This is a genomic window from Flavobacterium lacus, assembly GCF_003268815.1.
GTDB lineage: Bacteria > Bacteroidota > Bacteroidia > Flavobacteriales > Flavobacteriaceae > Flavobacterium > Flavobacterium lacus.
Genome location: NZ_QLSV01000011.1, coordinates 1 through 26,955, shown reverse-complemented (window position 1 = coordinate 26,955; position 26,955 = coordinate 1). Strand labels below are relative to the sequence as shown.

The following is a 26,955-nucleotide window of genomic DNA, read 5'->3' as shown; positions in this document are numbered from 1 at the left end:
TTTACCTTAAATCACTTTCTAAAAGATGTACTTCAATATGATTAATAGTTCCAATTCTTCCAAAAATCTGTTGGCTTGTTGCTTTATCTAACATCAAGCTTTGTGCTCTGGTGTTGTTGCCGTCTTTATAATGTACTTCAATCGATTTTTGAGTAGCGATTTTATAGATTACTGGAATTTGACAATAGGTAAATGCTAATGTGTTTTCAGGTAATTCTAATGATTTATGTTGGAAATCGACAGTAACATAATCAAATGATTTTGTTTCTTTTAAGAATTCATCTTTGCGCAACAAACACGGATTAAATTCCAAACATCCATCTTTTACAAAAATTCCAAGTTCACCAAAACGACTTAAAATATCTTCTTTCACTTGACCTGTCATTCCTGGTTGTTGTGCTCCTTTTCCTGCTGGTGTATGTGAATAAGCATCGGTAGGAAAGGCTCCATATAAAGCTGGAGATTTATGAACACCAATTCCTTCGTTGATTTCGTAATAGTGTTCTAAAAGTCTGCCAATTACTTCCGGTGATTCTTTTTCTTCTACTGCTTTTATACAACATTCTAAAACCGCTAATTGCAGTTTTGAAACCATGTGCCAATAAATAGAGCCCAAACCTTCATAACCATAGAATGTTCCTGAACGACCTGTAAAGGCTTTGTGATTAAAAACATCTTCAAAAATGGTTTCTACCGTTTTCGCTTCTTTGGCAACTAAAGCTTTGTATTCGTTATGTTGACTTAACGCTGCTAAAGCTGTTTTTAAAACACCTGCGTTATTGAAATTTCCGTTGAAATGATAATCACCTAAACTGTCTTTTTCAAGAATTTGTTTGTTGTTTTTAGCGACCAATAAAGTCAGTAATTCTGACTTTGAAACCGCTTCTTTTGATATGGTATTTTTATCTAAAAATTTTGGAAGTTGTTTATTTGGATATAATAAATAACTGTATTGATCCGGTCTGAAAAGTTTACTGTTTTTCAATCCATCTAAAACGGCTAAATTTTCTTTTGAAGTCAAATATCCTGAACTCAAAACAGCTACTTGACCTTCTAGCATTTCACTTAAATAGGAAATAGAAACTTGATCATTTTCAACAGACATTAAATTATACGCATGATATAAATTGTCTTGTCGCTGATTGGCTTTGATGGAATGTTCGATAAATTCTAAACTTACTTTCGTGAAGTTTTTTAAACCTTGCATGGAGTGGGTGCGTTTTTTGCCCCAAAATCCACTGTTGTAAATTTGGTAACGATAATCAGATGCTGCTTTTCCCAACTTATCTAAAATTGCTTTTCGAGCTGTATCATCTATACTTCCTGAAAGTAAATGCCTGTTTTCTAGTAACGTTTCTCTAATTTGATGATAAAATTCCACCATTTCATTAGAAATCTTAATATTTTCTAATGTTGAATTTTCTAATAATTGGTCAAAGAATTTTAAGAATCTCCTCAAATAATAAAGTGTAACCATTGAAACTCCGTTACCCACCAAAGCGTTGTTTGCATCGTTCCATTCCGGTCGTTGTGTGTTTAACCAAATTCCGGCTTCTGGAATGAAATTGGACATTTTAGCTAAAACTGTTGCTAATATTTTCTCAATAAAATTGACGTGATAAATTTCTTTATCGTTACTATTTAATAAAGCACCGTCTGCTCCAATTATTTTTTTTCTTTGATTGATTACTTTTTCCCATTCATGGTTATAACCAATGGTATCTTTTGGATTTTTTAGAATATCCTCATACGATTTAATCGTATAAGGAACGGCCGCGTAAACAAAGCATTCATTATCAAAATAGGATTGTAGTTTACCCGGTTGATGTTTTTCGATAAATTCTAAAAACTTCAATAAATAGATGATTTGATGGTCACCCCAATAGCCAATATATGACCAAGGATTGTCTTCTTCGATAGTTTCCCAATCAAATCCATCTTTTGTAACGCGATACGGATTATATCCATCAAAAGTAGAAGCGTTAAGAAACTTATGAATCATACTATCGATGAAATTAGGAAACGAATGGGCTAAAGCTTCCCAATTCTGAAAAATATCTCTCCAGTTTCCTTCGTAATCTAGTATTTTTGAACCATCGATTTCACTTTGTGTATTGATGGAGAATTTATTCCATGGTCGACTAGGATCACCGTGTCTTCTACTGAATTTTAGCGGTAAATATTCTAAACATAAACGTTCAAAATCCACATCCTTTTGTTTAGAAGCAAAATCATTTAATTGTTCTAAAGTGAACGTTTCAGCTAATTGATTTAGGTTTATTTTTTCAAAAACAACTTGATTTGCTTTTTTGATATAACTACTAAAATCAGCTTTTTCGATTTGGTAATTGTAATCAAAAATTCCACCACGCATGATATTGAAAAGTGTGTTTGAGAAATGTCTAGTATCTCTTAAATTATCAGCGGTAGCTTGTAAAGCGTCAGAAGAAGCGTTTAACTCGATTAGTTTTTTGGTACCTAATTCAATGTCGTTTAAAATTTCTTCGACTATATTTTTATTATTAACAATGTTTTCTGTAATGGCAATGATATCAGCATGATCTTGATTTACATTCGCCACTATCATCCATTCTTTTTGAGTATTTGCTTCTAAAGTAATTTCTGTGTTTAAAAAGTAAGCTCCTTTTTCACCTTTAATATCGTCTTCTGCAAGTACACTATTGCCATTTCGAAAATTGTTGACCTGAAGAGAAGACACCAAATGCCGTGCATTATTCAATCCTAAAGACCAAACAATATTAGCTTTTAAGGCTTCACTTGGTTCTGCTTTGTCCACAATTATGGCACTTAACGCAAAAATTCCTAAACCGCTTTTCTTGTGCAATTCACTTCTTTTATAAGCATCTACTAAATTACTGGTTGAACTTTGTAAATCTGAAGATACACCATAAGGCATGATGTTCTGGATTCCATCTAAAAGGGATACTTTAACTGTATTATCAGCCTTATTTATAAGTTCCGATCTTCTAATAAAACCAAATTGATTACTAGAATTCCATTGGTAACGATACGTCAGATTTAAGTCTTCGTTAGTTTCTTCAAAAATGATTTTATTACCATAATAATTTTTATATAAATTTCTGGTAATTTTGAATTTATTAGTAAATCGTTCAGAAAAAGGTTCCCAAATGACAATTTCATTGTTGTGCAGGATTTGAAAAATAGATTTACTGCCAGTTATATCCGCTGATTCTGTAATTTTGTCATCAGTATAGTAAGGAAATAGTGCAAATTCAGCATTTTTTCGACCGGCTGTTAATCCGCCATTACTAGAAATAAACATCCAATGATTAGAATCACTCACGATGCTCATGAAAAAAGGTCTCATGGCATCGGAGTTTTCTATTTTATAATACTTTTCGCCTTTAATGGCGATCATTTCCATAGAAATTGATTTTTTTGTGTTTAATTCTTCAAAATTCATTATTTATCGGCTTTGGCTACTATTTTTAATTGTTATTTTTTTATTCGTAAACTCTGATATAATCCACTAACATGGTTTGTGGAAAAGAGGTATCTGTATTCGGTGAACCCGGTAGATTTCCTCCAACAGCTATGTTAAGAATAAGGTAAAATGGTTGATCAAACACCCACTCACCGTTGACATCAGCAGGGGTAATTTGGTTGTATAAAACATTATCTACATAATAGTTGATATAGTTTTCACCCCATTCGATACCAAAAATGTGAAAATCGTTATCAAATCTATCGTTTGGAAGAGTATATGTTTTTCCAATAGATTCTCCTCCTGAGTAACCTGGTCCGTGCACGGTTCCAAATACTTTTGTAGGTTGATTACCAAGGTATTCCATGATGTCAATTTCTCCACATTGTGGCCAACTTACTTCGTCTATATTTGCACCAAGCATCCAGAAGGCAGGCCATAAACCTTTTCCCCAAGGCAGTTTAATTCTTGCCTCAATTCGGCCGTATTTTTGTTCAAATTTGCCTTTGGTTAAAATTCTTGCAGACGTGTACGAAGAACCTAAAAATAATTCACGACGAGCTGTTATTTTTAACATTCCGTCTTCCACGACTATGTTTTCCGGTCTGTCAGTATAGTATTGCAACTCATTATTTCCCCAACCATTGTTTCCTGTACCTATGTCGAAACTCCACAAATTTGAGTTTGGAGCACCATTGGTATCAAACTCTTCTTGCATTACAAGATTAGTTTTAGTAATTACTTTTTGGGTTTCGTCTACAGAACAAGCCATGATCAGCAGTAACGAGCCGGCAAAAAGGAAGTTTCTTTTATAAGATATATGTTTAAATTTCATTTTTTATTTTTTTATGATGTACTTAAAAAATTGAATTAATTATAAAAATAGATGTTATCAGCATAAAGAACAGAACCATCACCGCCTTCGAGGATAATTTGTGCTAAATTAGAACGACTGGCTAAATTTGGCATGGCAGAAAATGGGATATCAATCGAAATCCAGTTTTGAGAAACCAATGTTGGAGCAGTAAATGTGGTTGAATGTCTTGTATCATCACCACCTCCAAAAGCACCATCAGCACCAAAATCAACCACAAGTACTCTTAATTGTCTTCCGGCAGCTATTGGACCCGGAATAAACACATCTAAGTGAATGTGTGTCATAGCCGTAGCGTTCACAGTTGGGCTACTAAATTCAATACCTACAAAATTAAAAATAGTATAATTTAATATATTATCACCATTTACAGTAAAGTCGTTGGAAACAGTGGTTTGCCAAGGTTGCCAATATCCATTGTAATAATTTACAGGCACATTTGTGTATGCATCTGAAAATATTGAAATGACATTTGCTTGATTTTGTTGTGGTGTTGGTGCATGAACAAAAGTTCCAACACAGTTAATTGTTAAACTTCCGGTTGCTTCAACTCCATTAATCGTGGCAGTAATAACTGTAGTACCCGGACCCACTGAAGTAATCATACCCGCGGAATCTACCGTTGCGACGGCAGGGTTAGAGGATGTATATTCTAAATAAGCTGTACTCAAATTTACAACTTGGTTTGTTCCGTTCGGCATACTAAACGTTGAAATTATTCCTTCAACATTTGAGTTTACCCCAACAAATGTGGTTTCAGACACGTTATTTCCGTTCATGATCGAAGCTTGTCCATGTGCAATGGTGCCTAATTTCTCAAATTTCAAATCGTCAATCCAGAAGGTATACCCAAAATTATTAGTGCCTTGTGAGCCAGCAGCATACCTGAACATTCCTCTTTCTTGTAGTAATTTGGAAGCATCCGGAATCGGAATGATAATTTTTGACCAATTTGTTCCGATGCTTACGTTGGTAATGGTTGCCATGTATTTATTTTCAAAGAAATCTTCACCAAAACCTAGCTCTGCAATTACGACACCTTGTGAAGCTTTAATGTAAAAAGTTAGGGCATCATAATCTGTCAAATTACGTCCCGCTCCATCAACTCTAAAGATTGCCCCGGCGTATGATCCTTCCGGATCATTTGCATTTGGTACATCAAATCGCATCGAGGCATTACTGTTGTAGCCTTGTGTATTGTCAACTGACCATGCTGTAGGTTTTGACCCACCATAAGGGAAATAAAAATCGGTTCCCATTCCAACAAAGTCATCGGTAAATATTGCTGCCGTTCTTGAAAAACTGGCATTTACCGCTTCATCAGACAAATCTCTCTCACAACTGAGGTTGATTGTCAAAACCATTCCTAAAAGGAACGTTTTTCTTAAATAATTAATTTTTCTATTTTTCATTTTTTTCAATTTTTTAAAATTATTTTCCAATATTTATGTGAATGTAGGTTCTAATTTCCCATTCGGAGCCGTTTCCAAATCCAACCGGACTAAGAACTGGGACAGCAGGGAAAGTGTTTTCCGGAACAAATGTTGGGGAATATCTTGGTGAAAATTGATCAAGTGAACGCCAAATTCCCATGATTCCAATTCTTGTATCCGGTAAAATAAACCAATTAGGTTTTCCAACAGACGTTGAGATATCGATTGCACTTTGTAAAGGATACGTTAAGTTAAAATCTCTGTGGTAATCAAATGGACCCCAATCGTTTAATTTTAATGAAGTAACTACTTTTACTTTTCTATAAATCGCTCTTAAATCATACCCCATTCTGTTAATCGTTCTTTCAGAATCACCATTGGCTTGTCCGTTTCCAAAATAGATATTCGCGATTAGACCAAAATCAGCCGTTAATTTTGATACAATTCGAGTGTTTGATTCCCATAAATCTTGAGCAGGAGCTGATCTTTCGAATGCAAAAGAAGTACGATTTGCTAAAAATCCGATGGCAGCATCTTGTGTTGTTGGTAAATGACGGTAAACAAACCCTGTGCTGAAGGCAAATTTTGCATCTTCTACCATATCGTTGTTCCACTCGTACATCCAAGTTCCAGGAGTAGGGTCATAAGTAAGCAGAAGTTCACCACCAACGGTTTCTCTATTTGCTCTAACAATAAATGGGTCATCTAAAATATTTCTTAATCTTCCCGGCGCATCTACACCGTTTGGCATGGCTTCTACTAATGGTTTTTGCCATAAAAAGTTAGGAGCAATTTGCAAGTTGGAATTTACATTATAGGTCAAACCTGCTAAAAAGTTCATTTGATTTCCACTTCCACTATCTTTTAATCGCCATCCTGTAAAGGTTTGCGTTGCGTCAGCACCACCATTGGCGACTAAACCTTGGATAGCTCCTTGTGTGTATGCGTTAAATTTTCCTTTAGAAAAGGTAAGTTTAGCTTTTCCTCCCCAATTGTCTTTCGTATTGACTTTGTCAAGTTTTACAACGTCACCGTCCATCATTTGGAATTCTCTACCATTTAATGGTTGTCCTCCCCAAATACCCCCTAATTCAATGCCTAAGCTTCCTACTTTTGTTTGCAAATAAATTGTTGCTCTTCGCGTTTTTGGAATTGGAAACGCTATGGATGACACCGACTGCGAAACTTCTGCTTGGTTAATATCTTCATGATAAACAGTTGCAAAATTAAATTTTCCAATTTTTCTGGCATATTTTAATAAATAGGCTGGGTTAGCTCCCCACCACAATTGTGGACCAAAAGCTGCTTTTAGGCCATCAAGGCTTCTTTTTCCGTCTATTTCAAACCCTAAGGTTTCACCATTATAAATATCTAAGTTTGGTCCATAGTTCGCTTCAGGATAAAGGCCAAAGAAATCGCCTTCGTAACCCCAATGGTAGTGACCGGTTCTGTAAAAACCTCTTAAATCAAAATCTTTGGCGTTCCAACTGTATGAAGCATTATAAATTTGCACTCTGTTAATGTCGTTAGTTAGAACAGCTCCATCCGGTGTTTCAACCAATTGAGCTCGACCTCTATTTTCATAGAAAATTTCATTAATTGGATTTTCGGCCACACGACCTAAAATATTCACATTTATATTTGCTTTCATATTAGCAGAGGGATTTCCTTCTACACCTACAAAATAGGATTCCATGTGGTCGAAACCTAGCTTATTTGGATATATATTTGTATTCGGATCATCCGATTCAGGCGTTGTAATGAGGCTTCCACCTGTATTGAAAGTTGTAAATTCAGCTCTTACATTACTTATTCTTAACACTTGCGTATCATTGCCACCCATGGCTGCTTTGTCGCCTCTTGCTCTCAATGCCGCGTCCATAATTTCTGCCTCGGCAAAGTGTTTATCTACACTTGTTGGTGTAACATCCTGAGCATATGGATTAAACTTATGCAAATCTTTTAATAAATAATATGCTGCTCGAGGATACAATTGATATAAACCTTTTTCGTTACTTGGACCTTTGGCACAAATTCCAAACCATTCTTCATTCATGTTATTTTGGCCTTCAATAAAATCTTTTTGATAACCACCATTTGACCACGAAGCGTTTGTGTCATGTATGTCTAAATTTTTAGTTTGTCCGAATTTCCACCAACCATCACTAAATTGAAAAGTATAACCCCCTAGTGAATTTCCGGCTTTTCCTAAGCCTGCTGCATTTTCATAGATTTCTTTCCAATTACCTTTCAAATAGAAAGCTTGTGATTTTTGGTCCTCTTGATTAGTGATTACATTAAAAGCATCTGCTCCAAATTCTGTAAAAAGCACTGGTTTTCCGTATTCTTTTTTAACGCGATCAAACAGATCGCCAAAAGAAACACCTCTATAAACGTTTGTTCCAAAAATATCTACATCTTTACATTCTTCCGCAATGATATCTAAGAAGAGCAAATCACCATTACATAAAGCAACGGGATGATTGGAATCAATGGCTTTCATTGCAACCGCTGCTTCATTAAATAATTTGTACATTTCTCTTGCTCTGATAGTTGATTTTCTATCTTGAATTGGAATATTTTCTGTTTCGGCACCATCCCAAAAAAGACCATAATTGTTTTCATTTCCTAACAAAAACAATAAAAGGCCTTTTGTGTCTTTGTAATCGGTAGCTAGTTGTGTCACCTCATCAAGAAGTAATTTTCTTGTTTTTGCATTGCTGTACTCTGTATTAGGCGTCCAAACACCATCTAAAGTAAGACCGTATCTTCCAAAAGAGTGATTCAACATTGTATAGATACCATAATTAGTATATATGTATTCTATCCATTTTTTTGGAATTCCTGTATAAACACGAATAGAGTTTACGCCCATGTTCTTTAGAAGCCCCATTTCTTCATCCAAAGCCTCTTGAATTAGATTATCGGGTTGATTCCATAAGCTGTAGGTGTAATTAGTACCAATTGGGAAATAATCCCAATTCATTCCATTGACCATAAAATCTTTTCCATTGACTTTTAATTTCATTTGTGAATTATTCGTGTCAACGTATACTTTTTCGGTTTGTGAAAAAATAGTTTGAGAATAACACCAGAAAAGAAGTAATAAAGTTATTTTTTTCATTTGGTTTGTTTAATTAAAAAAGATTAAATAAATATATAAAAAGTTGTTAGATAATTTTTTGATTCTATAAAAATAGTAATGAAATATTACATTATTAATAAATTAACCTCAACAAAAAACATACAAACCGATTATACGTTACTGGTATGAGCTAATTTCAAAAAGATAATTATCTTAATTTGGTTTTAAGCAACGTAAAAAACTATGTTTTTTTTGAGACTTAAACTTGATTTTTTTTAAAAAATAGTCGGCAAAGTAGATTTAAACACCTTATTATTAGCCTATAATCGATTGGTTTGTTGCTTTAGCAATTGATTTTTTTACTACTACGTTCCTCATATGCTAGAATAAATTTTATTTCAATTTTATAAATGTTTTTTTTAAAAAATTTTTAGTTTTTGAGTAACTCAAACGTTGATGTTGAGGTTTTGTATAGTTAATTTGGTTTATTTGTTGTGTTTTTTAAGACAATGGTGTTTTATAAATTAGAGGTTTTTCTACAAATTTTGGACAATATTCGTTAATAAAAGTTTCAATTGTTTTACTTTAATGTTGCCTAATTATGAAAGTTATGATGTCCGCAGTAAAATTTCGATGTTGTTTTATAATACAATTCCATATAATTCTTAAAATTTTACTATTTAAACTTATAAAGTTGAATCAATAGAAAACATCTTAGTTATTTATTGGATTAAAAAAAAATGGCTGCCATTTTCAGGCAGCCATTTAGAATAAAACTTTTATTTATTGTTTAACCAATCTTGAAGAGGAAACAATACCATTAACCGTTGCTTTTACAACATAAACACCGTTGCTTAACGTTGAAATATCCATAGTAGTTTCTTGCTCGTTTAGGTTTTTAGAGATAACTTCTTGACCTAATAGATTGTAAACCGTAACATTGCTAATCAAATCTTGAGCCTCTATTGTGAAATTAGAAGTGGCAGGATTAGGATACATTTTTATTTTAGCAGTTTCAAAACTCGAAACACCTAATGTGTTTTTGTGTAAATACAGATTGTCATAATATACTGTTCCTAAATCTGAAGTAATAACAAATTGTGCAAAGTCAGAAACATTAGGACATGCATTTCCTGGAGGTGTATTAATACAGTTGAAGCTAGAAAACGGGATGTCTATTGAAATCCACTCTCCTTCTGAACCACTTGGCATTACGTTGGCGTTTGTAGCGGTATATTCGAAAGCATTCGTTTCACCAGTTGTACTATTCCAGTTAGAAAATTTAAAACTAAAAACTCTATCTTGAGTAGGAGTGGCTGTCCAAATATCGATATGAAAACGTGTAAACCCAGTTGCATCGAATCTACCGGCTAAGAAAGCAATTCCTTCACAACCTAAACCTACAATTTTGTTTGTATTATTACCTTCAATTTGCACTAAACTCGTTGAGCCAGGACACCAAGAAGTATTATATGTGTTGTCATCACCACCTGAATAACCCATAACGGCTACAGGTGTATACACATCACTAAACAATGATTTAACATCAGCTGCCGGTCTGTTTGGTGGCGTTGGAGCCGCAGTAGCAGGAGCTGGATCAACAGGTGGTGTTCCAAGTGGTCCTCTGATATTGTCTACATAAAAAGTTCTAGCTGGTGTTGGTATTGTCGGATTGAAAAACGCAACTGCACCGGGAGCCCAATACGTATGTATTACAAAACCACTGTAGACACCAGTTGCTGGAGCAGGTGCACCGTCTAATGATGTATTAAAAGTAAAAGAAACCGTTTGCCATGTACTTCCACCAGTGTGCGAAGCAGAAGCCGCAACTTGAGCTGGTCCGGTAGCTCCACCTGTTACTTTTACTAAAAAAGTTATTGGCGTATCTGAAAATACATCCATCGTCATTGTTTGAGTTGCTGTTAAGTTTACCAAAGATGATAAAGTAAGATTTATTCCTTGCCACGGCTGACCTGCAGGATTTCCAACAATTTTTAATACTTGAGTTGTGTTTGTCCCAGTGCCGGCTTCAACAACAGGTGCTGGTCCATCACCGAAAGGACCTCCATTTACGCCGCCACTTTCTCCAGTTTCAAAACCTAATAGTAGGTCTTGTGAAAATCCTAGCGAAAAAGTCAAAAGGACTAATAATAAAGTAATTTTTTTCATAATACTTGTTTTTTTGAGTTAATATTTAATTATTCCAAATTTAAGTATTATTTAAATAGATATTTCACACTTTTATATATTTTAACTATACATCCTATATTATTTTAAAAAAAAATTAAATGAATCAACTTTAGTCAATGTTTATTTGTATCAACGATACTTTTACAGCTTAGTTTTTTTTAAATTTTAAAGGCCTTGTATGGTTAATGTATAGGTGTTTTTGGCTTTTTTATGCACTACAACGTTTTCTGTTTATGAGATTAATTGTTTATTTGCCTTAAGATGTTGAGTTATGTTTTAAATTCATTAATAGTACATTTGTTAATCAAGTACTATTTTTTCTAAAAGTTTTTATAGATAATAGTTCAAAAATAAAAATCGATTCATAGCAAACTATAAATCGATTTTTTTATGACACAACTATTAGTTTGTTATATTTTCTTCAATTGCTGTTTCATCATGGTAATCTGTTCCTTCAACATTTTTTGTTTGTCGAGCTTGTTGGCTTCATTCAATAAATTAGTTGCTTCAATTTTTCTTCTTCTCGACATGGCAATACCCGCCAAATTTAATTTTGCAACAGCTAAGTCCATATCCATTGAAAGTCCTAGTTCAATTGCTTTTTTAAAGAATTTTTCTGCTTGATTCAAATTTGTTTGCGAAACCATCAATCCATGAAGGTAATTATAATACCCTTGTTGTTTTTTTACTAAAGCTGTTTCAGGATTTTTTATTTTATCTAACCATTTTTTTGCACCAACAAAATCTTGTTTTCTTAATTTTAGGAAGGCTAAAAGGATAAATTCATTTTTAAAGTATAAAAAAATTGGAAACACAATAAGTAGTAGGAGAAAAATTCCGTTCCCGATATTGTTTTCTGTAAACTGCCAAATTCCTAAAGCTACTAATACGGCTGCAAATACTATTTTGATATTTTTGTGAAACATAATGATGACTTTGTTTTTTGTGTTTGCAAAGGTAATAAAACGAAATGAAAATATTTTTATAAAACTGCTTGTGAGAAAAAAAAGTCTTTGTATATTTGCACTCGGTTTTTAGGAAACCTAACACAATAAAATTATACACGATTTTAAAGATACAAAACAATGAGTAAGAGAACGTTTCAACCATCGAAAAGAAAAAGAAGAAATAAACACGGGTTTATGGATAGAATGGCTACTGCAAATGGTAGAAAAGTCCTTGCTCGAAGAAGAGCCAAAGGAAGACACAAATTGACTGTTTCCTGCGAACCAAGACACAAAAAATAATGATTAGTATTAATCATAATAAAGGCGTTACTTTTTTTAGTAACGCCTTTTTTTTATAACTTGTCAACTCAAACAACAACTAAACTAGTATAACACAACAATATGCCTAAAGATCATTCAATAAAATCGGTATTAATCATTGGCTCTGGCCCAATTGTTATTGGTCAAGCTTGTGAATTTGATTACGCTGGTTCACAATCAGCCCGTTCAATCAGAGAAGAAGGAATTGAAGTTATTTTAATCAACTCCAATCCTGCAACCATCATGACCGATCCATCCATGGCGGATCATGTTTATTTATTGCCATTAACCACCAAATCGATCATTGAAATCCTAAAAAAACATCCAAATATTGATGCTGTTCTTCCCACTATGGGAGGACAAACGGCATTAAATTTATGTTTAGAAGCCGATGAAAAAGGAATTTGGGCCGATTTTAATGTAAGATTAATTGGCGTTGATATTAATGCAATCAATATTACCGAAGACAGAGAACAATTTAAACAATTATTACAACGCATTGGCGTAGGTGCTGCACCAGCGAAAATTGCCACTTCTTTTTTAAAAGGTAAAGAAATTGCTCAGGAATTTGGTTTTCCGTTAGTCATACGTCCCTCTTTTACTTTAGGTGGTTCCGGAGCTGCATTCGTGCATCACAAAGATGAATTTGATGAATTGTTAACTAGAGGTCTTGAAGCTTCACCCATACATGAAGTGTTAATTGATAAGGCTTTATTGGGTTGGAAAGAATATGAATTAGAATTACTTCGCGATCAAAATGATAATGTTGTGATTATCTGTTCTATCGAAAATATGGACCCAATGGGAATTCATACCGGCGATAGTATTACCGTTGCTCCGGCAATGACTTTATCGGATAACACTTTTCAAAAAATGAGAGATATGGCGATTTTGATGATGCGAAGCATTGGAAATTTTGCAGGTGGTTGTAATGTTCAATTTGCCGTGTCACCTGATGAAAAGGAAGATATTGTGGCGATTGAAATTAATCCAAGGGTTTCCCGTTCGTCTGCATTAGCATCAAAAGCGACAGGCTATCCCATTGCAAAAATTGCCTCTAAATTGGCTTTGGGGTACCATTTAGATGAACTTCAAAACCAAATTACCAAATCAACTTCGGCACTTTTTGAACCGACTTTAGATTATGTTATTGTAAAAATTCCACGTTGGAACTTTGATAAATTTGAAGGAGCAGACCGAACGTTAGGACTTCAAATGAAATCAGTAGGGGAAGTAATGGGAATTGGCCGCTCGTTTCAAGAAGCTCTTCATAAAGCGACTCAATCGCTTGAAATTAAACGAAATGGGTTAGGGGCAGACGGAAAAGGATATAAAAACTACGAACAGATTATTGAAAAATTAACGTACGCCAGTTGGGACCGTGTTTTCGTTATTTACGATGCCATTCAAATGGGAATTCCATTGAGTAGAATTCATGAAATCACAAAAATTGATATGTGGTTTTTAAAACAATATGAAGAACTACATTTGTTGGAAAAAGAAATTTCAAACTATTCCATCGAAACCTTACCAAAAGAATTACTCTTAGAAGCTAAACAAAAAGGTTTTGCTGACCGACAAATTGCTCACATGATTCGTTGTTTAGAGAGTCAGGTGTATACGAAAAGAGTAGAATTATCAATCAATCGTGTTTATAAATTAGTAGACACGTGTGCAGCCGAATTTAAAGCACAAACACCCTATTACTATTCTACTTTTGAAGCCGAAATTGAGACGGCTACAGGTGAAAAATATGTGCATAACGAAAGTGTTGTGACAGATAAAAAGAAAGTCATTGTTCTTGGTTCTGGCCCAAATCGAATTGGCCAAGGAATCGAATTTGATTATTCATGTGTTCATGGTGTTTTGGCAGCCAAAGAATGTGGTTATGAAACAATTATGATTAATTGTAATCCGGAAACGGTTTCGACCGATTTTGATATCGCTGATAAATTATATTTTGAACCCGTTTTCTGGGAACATATATATGATATCATTAGACACGAAAAACCGGAAGGTGTCATTGTACAATTAGGTGGACAAACGGCTTTAAAATTAGCGGAAAAATTAGATCGGTACGGAGTAAAAATCATCGGAACCAGTTTTGATGCCTTAGATTTAGCCGAAGATAGAGGTCGTTTTTCTGAACTTTTATCAGAACTAAAAATCCCTTTCCCGCAATTTGGTGTGGCAGAAAATGCCGATCAAGCTTCTGCTTTAGCCGATGTGTTAGATTTTCCGTTATTGGTTAGACCTTCTTATGTTTTAGGCGGACAAGGAATGAAAATTGTCATCAATAAACAAGAATTAGAAGAACATGTAATTGATTTATTAAAAAATATTCCGGGGAACAAATTGCTTCTGGATCATTATTTAGATGGAGCCATTGAAGCCGAAGCCGATGCTATTTGTGATGGAGAAAATGTTTACATCATAGGAATAATGGAGCACATCGAACCTTGCGGGGTGCATTCTGGTGATAGTAATGCTACTTTGCCACCATTTAATTTAGGTGAATTTGTGATGCAACAGATTAAAGATCATACCAAAAAAATAGCTTTAGCTTTAAAAACGGTTGGATTAATTAATATTCAATTTGCCATTAAAGATGACACAGTTTACATTATCGAAGCAAATCCAAGAGCATCTCGTACTGTGCCATTTATTGCCAAAGCGTATGGCGAACCCTATGTAAACTATGCTACAAAAGTAATGTTAGGCGAAAATAAAGTAACCGATTTCACTTTTAACCCGCAATTAAAAGGATATGCCATCAAACAACCCGTTTTTTCGTTTGGTAAGTTTCATGGTGTAAATAAAAAATTAGGTCCGGAAATGAAATCAACGGGAGAAAGTATTTTGTTTATTGACGATTTAAAAGATGATCAATTCTATGAATTGTATTCCAGACGCAAAATGTATTTGAGTAGATAATTGCTTAAATAATATGCCTCGTCTTATTTTAATTAATTCTGTATATTTGTTATTATTTGATTAAAATGAAAATATTTTATCTCGTACTATTTTTACTGTCAAATACTCATGTTTTCTCACAAGAAGATGCTTTTTCGTTCGTTAGAACCAGAGATTTTGATAGACTTTCGGTTTTGTTAAAAGCTCAACCATCTCTAATTGATGCGCCAAATGAAGAAGGGTTTACTATGCTTATTTTAGCTACTTACAGAGGATATGAGGAAATTGTTGATTTTTTATTGAATGAGGGAGCAAATGTAAATTATAATTCAGAAATGGGTACAGCTTTAACGGCAGCTGTGTTTAGAGGTAACATTGATTTATCAATCAAACTTTTAAATAGTAAGGCAAATCCCAATTTAACGGACTTGAGGGGTGTTTCACCGCTCATGTATGCAACTCAATTCAAAAATAAAGAGCTAATCAACCTTTTATTAAAATATAATTCAGATAAAAGTTTAGTGGATAACAGCGGTAAAACAGCATTTGAGTATGCAGTTATCTCGAAGGATGAAGAAGTAATTAATATCTTAAAGTAATTAACTATGTTAAAAAATACATTGTTTTTATTGTTCACTTTCGTGTCATCATTGGCACAAGAAAAGACTACAGGTGTTCTTAATTTAAGTAACGATTTTTCGACTTCGTTGCTGTTAAATAATGCTACATCAACAGCTACATTAACCTTATCCGGGCCAAATGATAGGTGGTTTTCGTTGCAATTTGGTTCATTTGAAAGTGGGATGCAAAATGGCACCGATGTTGTGTATTGGAATAATTCGATACTTGTAGATGCCGTTCACAATGGTGTTAATTTTGCTCCAACACCCGATCCGGTTAACAACTGGGTTCTAGTGTCCAATCAAAATAACACACCTACTAACGGGATTAGAACGCTGGTTTATACAAGGGCTTTTGATACAGGTGATTCAAACGATTATGTATTTGATTTCAACAACAATGTTATTGATTTTGCTTGGGCAAAATCGAGTTCTCCTAATTTTACAATGAATTATCACGGGGTCTTAAATAGAGATGTTGTCTTGAGTACATCGCTCAATTTGCTTGGAATTGATGATGCGTTTATTACGGATGTAAAATTATTTCCGAATCCTTCAGACGGAATTATAACCATAAAAACAAATGCGAACATTCAACGAGTGAATGTTTACTCCCAAACTGGAGCACATTTAAAAACGTTTTCTATCGATTATACCAAAGAAGTAACTTTGAATGTAACTGATTTACAGTCTGGTATTTACTTTTTTGAAATTGAAAATGAGAGCGGTAAAAATTGGAAAAAAGTACAGTTAACTTTTTAATTAGTGTATTAAATTCAAAAATCTTACTGCATTTCGTGTGAGAAACGAACAGTTTATTTCTTAAAATATTTCCAAGGCACTACCAACATGCCGAAACATTCACCATGCTCTTTCCCGGTGTGTTTATGATGCATTTTGTGAGCTCTTCTTACTGCTTTTGCATATAGATTATTCGCATTTCTAAAAAGCTTGAAGCGTTGATGAATAAAAATATCATGCACAAAAAAATAGGCTAATCCATAAGCAAAAATTCCAATTCCAATCGCCAAACCAAGTTCTAAAATTTTATATTTCCAAAGTAGAAAGAAACTAATACTGACCACAGCGTAGAAAATAAAAAATGTGTCATTTCGCTCAAACCACGAATCGTGATCTTTTTTGTGGTGATCGGAATGCAAATTCCATAAAAAGCCGTGCATTACATATTTGTGTGTAAACCAAGCCAAAAATTCCATCATGGAAAAGGTTAAAAAGAACACTAAAATGTGAATCCAGATAGTCATAATTATATTGTTTTTAATCGGTAATTTATGTAACATTTTGCCAACAATCCCACTTTTTGATAATCAGGAACTCGTATACGTGTGTTCTTGATTGCAAACGATGGTGTTTTTTTAAGTTTAGACAGTAATTTTTTGTAGTAAACATAAGCTGTGTACACACCAAATTTCGCTTCTAAGGGCAATTTTCGAATTCCTTCAAATCCGGCTTCAAAATCGGCTTCTATTTCTGCAATAATGATTTGTTTTGAATTTTCATCCAATTTATTTAAATCTGTATTTGGAAAATAGGTTCTATTTAATTCTTCAAAGTCGGCTTTCAAATCCCTCAAAAAGTTAACCTTTTGAAAAGCTGATCCCAACCGCATAGCACTTTCTTTTAGTTCGTCAAATTTGGCATCATTGCCATTCACAAATACTTTCAAGCACATTAAACCTACCACATCAGCAGATCCGTAGATATACTCATGATATTCTTCCGGGGTTTTATAATTAGTTTTGTGTAAGTCCAATTTCATACTTTTCATAAAAGCGTCTATCAAATCTTTCGGAATCGCATATTGATTCACCGTGTGTTGAAAAGAATTTAAAATTGGGTTTAAACTGATTTTGTCCTGTAGAGCATTTTCTAAATCAGTTTCAAATAAATCAAACAACTTTCCCTTATTGTAATCATGAAATGAATCGACAATCTCATCGGCAAAGCGAACAAACCCATAAATATTATATATATCTTGTCTAATGGTAGGAGACAGCATTTTCACTGCAGTTGAAAATGAAGTACTGTATGTTTTGGTAACATTCCTACTACATTCGTAAGAAATAGTATCAAAAATTGATTTCATTGCAAGAATCTTTAACTTTTAGTTGAATTTTTTTGGATTAATTCTGAAACCAATTTTCCTGAAATTAAGGAAGGCGGAACTCCGGGCCCGGGAACGGTAAGTTGACCGGTAAAAAATAGGTTCTCGACTTTTTTACTTTTCAATTTTGGTCGCAAAAAAGCAGTTTGAAATAGGGTGTTTGCCATTCCATATGCATTTCCTTTGTATGAATTATAGTCCTTTATAAAATCATTCACACAATATGAATCCTTAAAGATAACACTTTTTTTGATAGATTGTTCGGTTAACTTTTCAAATCGTTCAATTATGATGTTAAAATATTTTTCTCTGATTTCTTCAGTATCTTCAATTCCGGGTGCAAGGGGTATCAAAAATATACCAGCTTCTTGACCTTCCGGTGCAGCGGAGTCGTCTGTTTTGGATGGAAAACTTGCATAAAAAAGCGGTTCTTCTGGCCAACTTGGTTTATCGTAAATAGATTCCGCATGCTTTTCAAATGACACATCAAAAAATAAAGTATGATGTTCTACATTTTGTATAATTTTATTAAAACCTACATAAAATAAAAGTGAGGAAGGAGCAAATGTTTTTTTCTCCCAATAGGACTCTGAGTAAGCTCTGTGCTCAGCATCTAGTAAAGTTTCAGAGTGGTGGTAATCGGCGCCACTAAGCACCACTTCACAAAATTGTTCTTGACCATTTACTCGTATACCAACTGCCTTTTTTTGTTTTACAATTATTTTTTCAACATTCGCATTGGTTTGAATTTTTACACCTAATTCAATAGCCAACGCTTCCATGGCCAGGATTACACTATACATTCCGTTTTTCGGATGCCACGTTCCCAAACCAAAATCAGCAAAATTCATAAAACTATAGAAGGCTGGCGTGTCTTGCGGTTTGGCTCCTAAAAATAAAACCGGAAATTCTAGAATTTGTACTAACTTTTGATTTTTAAAGCGTTTTCTTACCTCTTTACTTATGTTTGAAAAAAACTGTCCCACTTTTAAAGCGGTTTCCGTTGTAATCAACTCAAGTGGTGAAACGCCTGGCCTGTAAACAAGATCTTTTATGGCAATGTCGTAATTGCTTTTGGCTTCAGACATGAATTTTTCTAGAACTGCTCCGCTTCCTGACTCAATATTTTCAAATGTTTTAACAATATCTGGCAAATTGTCAGCAATGGTCACGAAATCACGAATTCCAAAATAGACTTGGTAAGCAGGAGAAAGTTTTATTAAATCGTAATAGTCAGAGGGTTTTTTATCAAAATCATTAAAAAAACGTTCAAAAACATCGGGCATCCAATACCAAGTAGGACCAATATCAAAGGTAAAGCCTTCTTTTTTGAGTTGTCTGGCTCTGCCACCAATAGTTGAATTTTTTTCAAATACAGTAACTTGATTACCTGATTTTGCTAAATAACAAGCTGCCGCAAGAGCCGAAAAGCCTGAACCAATAATAAATATATTTTTACTCATTTTTTCTAAAAAAAATTATAGGTTGTTCGAAATTTCTAAAATAGAATTAAAGACTCTAACATTTTTAAAAAGATCGGGTTTTATGTATTCAGTTATTCGGCCAATTGTCCAAAGTTCTGATTGACCATCCTCCAATATTTCTTCTTCGATTTGTTTTAAATAGTTGTTAATTTCATCTTTGTTAGGCTCAACTGTCATATAAGATACATAGGTTACTTTATCAAAATATTTCTTTATATCTCTTAGGCTTTCAATCGGCACGCTTTCACCTAAATAAATTGTTTTGTAGCCATTTAGTATAATTTCATAATTTAAATACATTAAACCTAATTCGTGAATTTCATTCGACGGAAGATAAAGAACAAAAACCCGGTCATCCTTCGTGGGTTCTAAAACTTGTATTTTTTCGGTATTAACCAAAAGTTTTTGTTTTATTAAATAACTAATGAAATGTTCATGAGCTGGTGATATGGTTTCAGATTGCCAAAGCAAACCAATTTCATTCATAAGGGGTATGAATATTTCGAAAAAAATCTCTCTGAAAGATTTTTCAGAAAGTAAATTACTGTAAGTGTTAAAAAAAAGGGTTTGGTCAAAATTCATCATTGCCATCTTAAAAGCATTAATGGCGTGATGTTTTACACTTTTTTCATTAACAATTTCTCTCACAAGAATGGTTAACTTGTCAGGAGTTAGTTTTGATATTTTCGATATTTTATAGCCGTGATTATGCAACAATGTTATATTTAATAACCTTTGAAGTGCAGGTAAATCATAGTAACGAATGTTAGTGTCTGTACGCATAGGTTCAAGAACATTATATCTTTTTTCCCAAATCCTAATTGTATGAGCCTTAATCCCTGATAAATTTTCAAGGTCTTTTATGCTAAAAACATTTTTTACATTGTTCATCTTTTTGTTGTTTTGCTTAAACAAAAGTAGTGAATTATGATAGAAAATAATTCTTTTTACGTTTATTTTTTATTTTTTATTGAATATCGACTATAATACTTACAATATCTCCTTTTTTAAAATGAAAAATCCTAAAAACACATTGTTTTTATAAAAACAATCAGTTTTTAGGATTTTAAAGTGACCACGATCAGATTCGAACTGACACGTCTTGCGACACCACCCCCTCAAGATGGCGAGTCTACCAATTTCTCCACGTGGCCAAAAAAGTAAAGACGTTGCACGCAACGTCTTTTGAAGTGACCCGACTGGGGCTCGAACCCAGGACCCCATCATTAAAAGTGATGTGCTCTACCAACTGAGCTATCGAGTCAATTGCATCTTGAAATAAAAAATTGTGACCCGACTGGGGCTCGAACCCAGGACCCCATCATTAAAAGTGATGTGCTCTACCAACTGAGCTATCGAGTCAAATGCAATTTCTTGAATGCGGGTGCAAATATACGGTCTTATTATTAATTTTTCAAAGCAAATTTGTCTTAAATTTGCTTTTTTAATTTATTCTTTCTTAACGCCTTATTATACAAGGATTTATTATGCAAAAAAAAATTATTCTACTTGGATACATGGGATCGGGAAAGACCATAATTGCTTCTAAGCTATCAAATGTTTTGCGAAAAACACATTTTGATTTAGATGTTTTGATTGAAAATGAACAAAATTTATCAATTAGTTCTATCTTTAAAACCAAAGGAGAACTTTACTTTAGGAAACTTGAACATGAAGTTTTTAAAAAAATTATTCATTCAAATGATGAATTTATTTTAAGTCTGGGAGGAGGCACACCCTGCTATGCCAATAATCATCTTTTTTTACAAAATGAAGATGTCATATCGATTTATTTAAAAACTTCCATAGAAGAGCTTTATAGGCGTTTGAGCAAAAACAAATCAGGTAGGCCAATCATTGCAGAAATGAGCGAGGAAGAGTTAAAAGAATTTATCGCCAAGCATTTGTTCGATCGAAGTTTTTATTACCATCAAGCAAAACATATTATTTCTACTGATGGAAAATCAATTGAAGAGGTGGTGGAAGAAATTAAAAAATTAGTTGCTTAAATAAGCAAAACTGTTTTCTTTTTCAAAAACCACTTGCACGTGTTCTTGTAAGGATGTGGAAAGTGAAATCCCCTTAAAATCAACTTTCACCGGATATTTTTTGTGATTTCTGTCAACTAAAACAGCCGTTTTGAATTTTTTTAACGGAACATCTAAGAAGTGCTTCACACCATAAACCAATGTTGTGCCTGAGTTTAAAACATCATCAACCAAAATTATACCTTTGTTTTTATAATTTTCTTTCGAAAGGGAAGTAGTTATTGGTTTAAAAGGATTATGTTTGTCAATATAAACTTCGCACAATGCAATCTTTATTGTTGAGATTTTGCTCAATTCTACCGCTAATTTTTCTGCAAAAATATACCCATTTTTGGCAATTCCGGCAAGAATAATTTCTTCTTCATCCACAAATGTTTCGTAGATTTGATAAGCAATTCGTTTAATTTTATGCTCAATTTCCTGATGTGAAAGAATAGTAATTTGCGGCATGGGTTTTTATTTTTATCAAAGATAGAAAGTTTAAGTATATCCTAAAAACATTTTTACCAGTGAAATTTCGATATCCAAATTAATTATTTTTCTTGAATTTAAAAGTAAAGCACCATTATTTAAACGTTTTCAGACTCGCTAGTTATTATTTTTGATGATTTATAGAATAGCTCTCGATTGAGCGAAATACTGTAAGCTAAGCTTATAAAAATGCACCAAGAAATCAAATAGGCAGGAAATTTTTCTACACCAAATTGAAGATATTCATTTTTAGAAAAAACAAACATCACAATTACAACTAGTGTGTGGCATAGACTGATTGCCCAAAAACTAAATTTAAAATCGATTACTTTAAACAAAAACGAGTAGAAGTAAAATAGCAACAATGCTGCTAAATAACCACCAATTGTTATCAATGCTACGCCTTCTATCTCTGAACTATCGCCATTGGAAATGTTTTGAATCCACTCATCAAAAAAGTAAATTACAATAGCTAATCCCAGAAAAACCAAATAGCTTTGGCCAACACTTAAAACAATGCCCAAAGCTTTGTTTAGTTTGAGTTTGTCAGTATTTGCTAAACTTACTGAAAGTGCAAAAATGAGTGGTAAGAAAAACAACGCCTTTTCTACCGAAGGAACAAGTAACATCGTGATAATTACCAAAACAGAGCCTAAAGTTACTCGTAACATACGTTGAGATTTTAAAGAGAATAATATCCTATAAAGATAATAAAAAAAGAGCTGCCTTTTCAGACAACTCTTTTCTATATAAGTAAGTTAAAATCGGATTGTTAAAACGTTTATTTTACTTTATTCAAAATTGCTTTAAAAGCTTCCGGATGATTCATTGCTAAATCAGCAAGCACTTTACGGTTCAATTCGATACCGTTAGATTTCACTTTTCCGATAAATTGAGAATAACTCATTCCTTCCAAACGAGCACCAGCGTTAATACGCATGATCCATAACGAACGGAAGTTTCTTTTGTTCTGTCTTCTGTCACGGTAAGCATAAACCATGGCTTTTTCAACCGCGTTTTTAGCAACCGTCCAAACGTTTTTACGTCTACCAAAGAAACCTTTGGCTTGCTTTAATACTTTTTTTCTTCGTGCTCTTTTAGCAACCGAATTTACTGATCTTGGCATAATTTTCTTGTTTTTTTGTAGCAGGCGTCCCGAATTTAATCAAGGGAACTTATCGGCCATACTCCAAGGTTATTAAATAATTTTTAACCTAAAGAATTTAATTATTTTAGGATTCAAGTTTAAGGTCCTAATACTAAAGTCTTAATACTTAATACTCAAATCTTAATACAATTATATAATCCTTAATTGTTGTTTAATGCTTTTCTCATCGGTTTTGTGAACCAAAGTCGAATGAGTTAAAGCTAATTTACGCTTTTTAGATTTTTTAGTCAAAATGTGACTTTTAAAAGCGTGCTTTCTCTTGATTTTTCCAGAGCCAGTTACTTTGAATCGCTTCTTAGCACTGGATTTTGTTTTCATTTTAGGCATAATTTCCCAAATTTATTTGTGATTCAACTTACTTACTTATTTTTTAGTTTCTCAGTGGCTAAGGCACTAATTAACTGAGTTTAATCTCAGCAACTCAGAACCTCAGTTGCTCAGCAACTTACTTCTTCTTCTTCGGAGCGAGATACATAATCATTCGCTTTCCTTCCAATACAGGCAAAGCTTCCACTTTTCCTAAATCTTCTAAATCTTGAGCCAAACGTAACAAAAGAATTTGACCTTGTTCTTTATAAATAATCGAACGTCCTTTAAAGAATACAAAAGCTTTTAATTTAGCTCCTTCTTTTAAGAATTTCTCAGCATTTTTCTTTTTAAACTCATAGTCATGCTCATCCGTTTGAGGACCGAAACGAATTTCTTTCACTACAATTTGAGTCGATTTGGCTTTGAGCATTTTATCTCTTTTCTTTTGCTCGTAAATAAATTTACCGTAGTCCATTAATTTACAAACCGGCGGCTCTGCATTGGGAGAAATTTCTACCAAATCCACCTCAAATTCTTCCGCTAAACGTAAAGCTTCAGAAATTTTGTAAACCCCTGGCTCGATGTTTTCACCGACCAATCGCACTTCGGGAACACGAATTAAATTGTTAATTCTGTGTGCTGCCTTTTTTTCTACTCTGGGTTGATATCCCCTGTTGTTTCTAATTGCTATGACTTTTAATTTTTAAGTTAAACTACAAATGGTTTTAATGTCTTGCTTATTTCTTCGTTTACAAGTCGAGCAAATTCGTCAACTGTAACCGTGATATTTCCTTTTCCTTCTTGGCCGTGTCTTCTTACAGAAATCGTGCCGTTCTTCTCTTCTTCGTCACCAACAATGATCATAAACGGAATTTTCTTCACTTCCGCATCCCTTATTTTCTTGCCAATTGTCTCATTGCGGTTGTCAATCAGGCCGCGAATTTCGTGATTTTCTAGCAAAGTTAAAACTTTTTCGGCATAATTTTCATATTTCTCACTTAAAGACAAGATTATAGCTTGCTCTGGCATCAACCATAGTGGGAAATTTCCTGCTGTATGTTCCAATAAAATGGCAATAAATCGCTCCATCGAACCAAACGGTGCTCGGTGAATCATAACTGGACGATGCATTTCATTGTCCGCTCCTTTGTAACTCAATTCAAAACGTTCGGGTAAATTATAATCTACTTGAATGGTTCCCAATTGCCATTGTCTTCCCAAAGCATCTTTGACCATAAAGTCTAATTTCGGACCGTAAAAAGCGGCTTCACCATATTCTACAACCGTGTTTAAACCTTTGTCCCGAGCAGCATTGATGATAGCATTTTCTGCTTTTTCCCAATTTTCATCGCTACCAATATATTTTTCTCGGTTCTCTTGATCTCTCAACGAAATCTGAGCCGTAAAATTCTCAAATCCTAACGAACTGAAAACATACAAAACCAAATCAATTACTTTTTTAAACTCGCTGTCCAATTGATCCGGTGTACAAAAAATGTGTGCATCATCTTGCGTAAATCCGCGAACTCGTGTCAATCCATGCAATTCACCACTTTGTTCGTAACGATAAACCGTTCCAAATTCAGCATAACGCTTCGGTAAATCTTTATAACTCCACGGTCTTGTGTTATAAATTTCACAGTGATGCGGACAATTCATTGGCTTCAACAAAAACTCTTCACCCTCTGCTGGCGTGTGAATCGGCTGAAAACTATCCGCACCATATTTCGCATAATGTCCGGAAGTGACATATAACTCTTTCTGACCAATATGAGGCGTAACCACTTGCTCGTAACCCGCTTTCTTCTGAGCTTTTTTCAAAAATTGCTCCAAACGATCACGCAAAGCAGCACCTTTTGGTAACCATAACGGCAAACCTTGACCCACTTTTTGCGAAAAAGCAAATAAATCCAACTCTTTTCCTAATTTTCTGTGATCTCTGCGTTTGGCTTCTTCCAATAATTCCAAATATTCTGTCAATTCCTTTTGCTTCGGAAACGAAATACCATAAACGCGAGTCAACTGCTTGTTCTTCTCATCACCACGCCAATAGGCACCGGCAACACTCATAATTTTCATCGCCTTAATCAATCCCGTATTCGGAATATGACCACCACGACACAAATCAAAAAAGTTAGCGTGATCACAAAACGTAATCGTTCCGTCTTCTAAATTCGAAATTAATTCCGTCTTATATTCATTATTTTTATAAACTTCCAATGCCTCCGCTTTCGAAACCGCACGCATTTTAAACTCGTGCTTTTCTCTCGAAACTTCTAAAATTCTATCTTCAATGGCTTTAAAATCGGCTTCCGTGATTTTCGTATCACCAAAATCTACGTCATAATAAAATCCATTATCAATCGCCGGCCCAAGCGTTAACTTAATTCCCGGATATTGCTCCTCCAAAACTTGAGCCATTACGTGCGAAGTCGAATGCCAAAAAGCCTTTTTGCCTTCTTTGTCATTCCACGTATATAATAGGAGTGAACCATCCGTGGTCAATTCCGTCGTCGTTTCCACAATAGTGTTGTTATATGACGCAGAAATCACATTTCTCGCCAAACCTTCACTAATACTTCTCGCAACATCCATCGGAGTCGAATTCTTCTCAAACTCCTTAACCGAACCGTCAGGTAAACTAATTTTTATCATGCCTAAATTTTTATGGACTGCAAATATATAAGATTACAAAATCCCACACAATATATATAGGTAATATTAAAACAACATTTTTCAGAAGCTATTTCCCGCTTTCCATTCCAAGCTTGTTCGTCTTGTTGTTTTTTTCTTGCCAAAAAAGAGCTTCCGTTGGTCGCTTTTTTTTGCCAAGAAAAAATACAACAATACTTTACAAGGCTTTCCATTGCAATCGGGGCTAGGGGAGCAGTAGTCAGTAAGCATTATCCAGTCATCAGTCGCAGTCTCAGTTTTGTCATTCCGCAAGAAGACGAAGTCGAAATAGGACACGAGCGATAGCGAACTGGCGAAGCAATCTCCCGCCTTGGCGGGCAAAACTTGAAACCTGAAACTTGAAACAAAAAAAAACTTTCTCCATTTCCATCTCACAACCAGCACATTAAAAAAAACTTTCAAAAAGAGTTTAAAAAAGATTTGGAAAGCCCAAAAAGAGTACTACTTTTGCACCCGCATTGAGAGCGACGTTCTGTAGAAAATTGGAGTTAAAAAAAATCTATAAAAAGATTTGGAAGGAGAAGTAAAAGAGTAGTATCTTTGCCCTCCGCAAGCGACAAAACTGGGATTAGGAGAGTAAAAAAAAGAAAATAAATTTTTTTTTCGAAAAGCTTGCCTAATCAAAAAGAAGTTGTACTTTTGCACCCGCTTAGATAGCTAGTCTACGATTTTAATTGTAGGGTTATATAAGAAACTGAAACAAGTTCAGTTTAAAACAAGAAGACACGTTCATAGACATATTGAATTGACAGCACGATTAGACAGTAATGTTTAATCGAAAAAAAAGAGAGAGTAAGGCTAATCGAG

The 26,955-nt window shown here is 34.1% G+C and carries 21 protein-coding genes and 3 tRNA genes; 5 read left to right on the top strand and 19 right to left on the bottom strand.

What is annotated here, in order from left to right:
- Position 1: 1 nt before the first annotated feature.
- From B0I10_RS11245 to B0I10_RS11220, 6 genes are all read right to left on the bottom strand, one after another.
- Positions 2–3,406: a hypothetical protein gene (locus B0I10_RS11245; RefSeq protein ID WP_245942986.1), complete on the bottom strand. Its 3,405-nt coding sequence runs from the start codon at positions 3,404–3,406 to the stop codon at positions 2–4.
- A 79-nt stretch (positions 3,407–3,485) separates the two neighbouring features.
- Positions 3,486–4,301, bottom strand: coding sequence for a glycoside hydrolase family 16 protein (locus tag B0I10_RS11240; RefSeq protein ID WP_112086609.1), 816 nt, complete (start codon positions 4,299–4,301; stop codon positions 3,486–3,488).
- Between the two features lie 35 nt (positions 4,302–4,336).
- Complete coding sequence (locus B0I10_RS11235; RefSeq protein ID WP_112086695.1) at positions 4,337–5,752, bottom strand: Ig-like domain-containing protein; 1,416 nt, start codon at positions 5,750–5,752, stop codon at positions 4,337–4,339.
- A 19-nt stretch (positions 5,753–5,771) separates the two neighbouring features.
- Positions 5,772–8,897, bottom strand: coding sequence for a glycoside hydrolase 5 family protein (locus B0I10_RS11230; protein WP_112086608.1), 3,126 nt, complete (start codon positions 8,895–8,897; stop codon positions 5,772–5,774).
- Between the two features lie 744 nt (positions 8,898–9,641).
- On the bottom strand, positions 9,642–11,027 hold the full coding sequence (locus B0I10_RS11225; protein WP_112086607.1) for a T9SS type A sorting domain-containing protein: 1,386 nt from the start codon (positions 11,025–11,027) through the stop codon (positions 9,642–9,644).
- A 431-nt stretch (positions 11,028–11,458) separates the two neighbouring features.
- Positions 11,459–11,974, bottom strand: coding sequence for a DUF2892 domain-containing protein (locus tag B0I10_RS11220; protein WP_112086606.1), 516 nt, complete (start codon positions 11,972–11,974; stop codon positions 11,459–11,461).
- A gap of 159 nt (positions 11,975–12,133) precedes the next feature.
- On the opposite strand from B0I10_RS11220, the gene rpmH reads away from it, so the two are divergent.
- From rpmH to B0I10_RS11200, 4 genes are all read left to right on the top strand, one after another.
- Positions 12,134–12,295, top strand: a complete 162-nt coding sequence (rpmH, locus tag B0I10_RS11215; RefSeq protein ID WP_026710894.1) for a 50S ribosomal protein L34 — start codon at positions 12,134–12,136, stop codon at positions 12,293–12,295.
- Between the two features lie 102 nt (positions 12,296–12,397).
- Positions 12,398–15,250: a carbamoyl-phosphate synthase large subunit gene (gene carB, locus B0I10_RS11210; RefSeq protein ID WP_112086605.1), complete on the top strand. Its 2,853-nt coding sequence runs from the start codon at positions 12,398–12,400 to the stop codon at positions 15,248–15,250.
- A gap of 65 nt (positions 15,251–15,315) precedes the next feature.
- A complete protein-coding gene (locus tag B0I10_RS11205) occupies positions 15,316–15,828 on the top strand; it encodes an ankyrin repeat domain-containing protein (RefSeq protein ID WP_112086604.1) in 513 nt (170 codons plus the stop codon).
- Positions 15,829–15,834: 6 nt separating this feature from the next.
- Positions 15,835–16,611, top strand: coding sequence for a T9SS type A sorting domain-containing protein (locus B0I10_RS11200; RefSeq protein ID WP_112086603.1), 777 nt, complete (start codon positions 15,835–15,837; stop codon positions 16,609–16,611).
- Positions 16,612–16,664: 53 nt separating this feature from the next.
- Here the strand turns inward: B0I10_RS11200 and B0I10_RS11195 are convergent, their stop codons facing one another.
- The 7 genes from B0I10_RS11195 to B0I10_RS11165 form a co-directional block, all read right to left on the bottom strand.
- On the bottom strand, positions 16,665–17,114 hold the full coding sequence (locus B0I10_RS11195; protein WP_181456943.1) for a sterol desaturase family protein: 450 nt from the start codon (positions 17,112–17,114) through the stop codon (positions 16,665–16,667).
- A 2-nt stretch (positions 17,115–17,116) separates the two neighbouring features.
- Positions 17,117–17,956: a phytoene/squalene synthase family protein gene (locus B0I10_RS11190; RefSeq protein ID WP_112086602.1), complete on the bottom strand. Its 840-nt coding sequence runs from the start codon at positions 17,954–17,956 to the stop codon at positions 17,117–17,119.
- An 11-nt stretch (positions 17,957–17,967) separates the two neighbouring features.
- Positions 17,968–19,437, bottom strand: a complete 1,470-nt coding sequence (locus B0I10_RS11185; protein WP_112086601.1) for a phytoene desaturase family protein — start codon at positions 19,435–19,437, stop codon at positions 17,968–17,970.
- A gap of 15 nt (positions 19,438–19,452) precedes the next feature.
- Positions 19,453–20,349: a MerR family transcriptional regulator gene (locus B0I10_RS11180; RefSeq protein WP_112086600.1), complete on the bottom strand. Its 897-nt coding sequence runs from the start codon at positions 20,347–20,349 to the stop codon at positions 19,453–19,455.
- A 181-nt stretch (positions 20,350–20,530) separates the two neighbouring features.
- A tRNA-Leu gene (locus B0I10_RS11175) sits at positions 20,531–20,612 on the bottom strand.
- A 37-nt stretch (positions 20,613–20,649) separates the two neighbouring features.
- Positions 20,650–20,722: transfer RNA gene (locus B0I10_RS11170), tRNA-Lys, on the bottom strand.
- Between the two features lie 25 nt (positions 20,723–20,747).
- A tRNA-Lys gene (locus B0I10_RS11165) sits at positions 20,748–20,820 on the bottom strand.
- A gap of 125 nt (positions 20,821–20,945) precedes the next feature.
- On the opposite strand from B0I10_RS11165, the gene B0I10_RS11160 reads away from it, so the two are divergent.
- Entirely contained in the window at positions 20,946–21,467 is a 522-nt protein-coding gene (locus B0I10_RS11160) for a shikimate kinase (protein WP_112086599.1), read from the top strand.
- Here B0I10_RS11160 and B0I10_RS11155 read toward each other — a convergent pair.
- From B0I10_RS11155 to thrS, 6 genes are all read right to left on the bottom strand, one after another.
- Positions 21,456–21,956, bottom strand: a complete 501-nt coding sequence (locus tag B0I10_RS11155; RefSeq protein WP_112086598.1) for a phosphoribosyltransferase domain-containing protein — start codon at positions 21,954–21,956, stop codon at positions 21,456–21,458. The two genes, B0I10_RS11160 and B0I10_RS11155, sit on opposite strands and share 12 nt — an antisense overlap.
- 119 nt (positions 21,957–22,075) lie before the next feature.
- Entirely contained in the window at positions 22,076–22,648 is a 573-nt protein-coding gene (locus B0I10_RS11150) for a hypothetical protein (protein WP_112086597.1), read from the bottom strand.
- 110 nt (positions 22,649–22,758) lie between these two features.
- Positions 22,759–23,103: a 50S ribosomal protein L20 gene (gene rplT, locus B0I10_RS11145; protein ID WP_112086596.1), complete on the bottom strand. Its 345-nt coding sequence runs from the start codon at positions 23,101–23,103 to the stop codon at positions 22,759–22,761.
- Positions 23,104–23,274: 171 nt separating this feature from the next.
- A complete protein-coding gene (gene rpmI, locus B0I10_RS11140) occupies positions 23,275–23,472 on the bottom strand; it encodes a 50S ribosomal protein L35 (protein WP_091398482.1) in 198 nt (65 codons plus the stop codon).
- Between the two features lie 118 nt (positions 23,473–23,590).
- Positions 23,591–24,139 (bottom strand): translation initiation factor IF-3, encoded by a 549-nt coding sequence (infC, locus tag B0I10_RS11135; protein WP_262510653.1) that lies wholly within the window; start codon positions 24,137–24,139, stop codon positions 23,591–23,593.
- Between the two features lie 23 nt (positions 24,140–24,162).
- Positions 24,163–26,109 (bottom strand): threonine--tRNA ligase, encoded by a 1,947-nt coding sequence (gene thrS / locus B0I10_RS11130; protein ID WP_112086594.1) that lies wholly within the window; start codon positions 26,107–26,109, stop codon positions 24,163–24,165.
- Between the last annotated feature and the right edge of the window lie 846 nt (positions 26,110–26,955).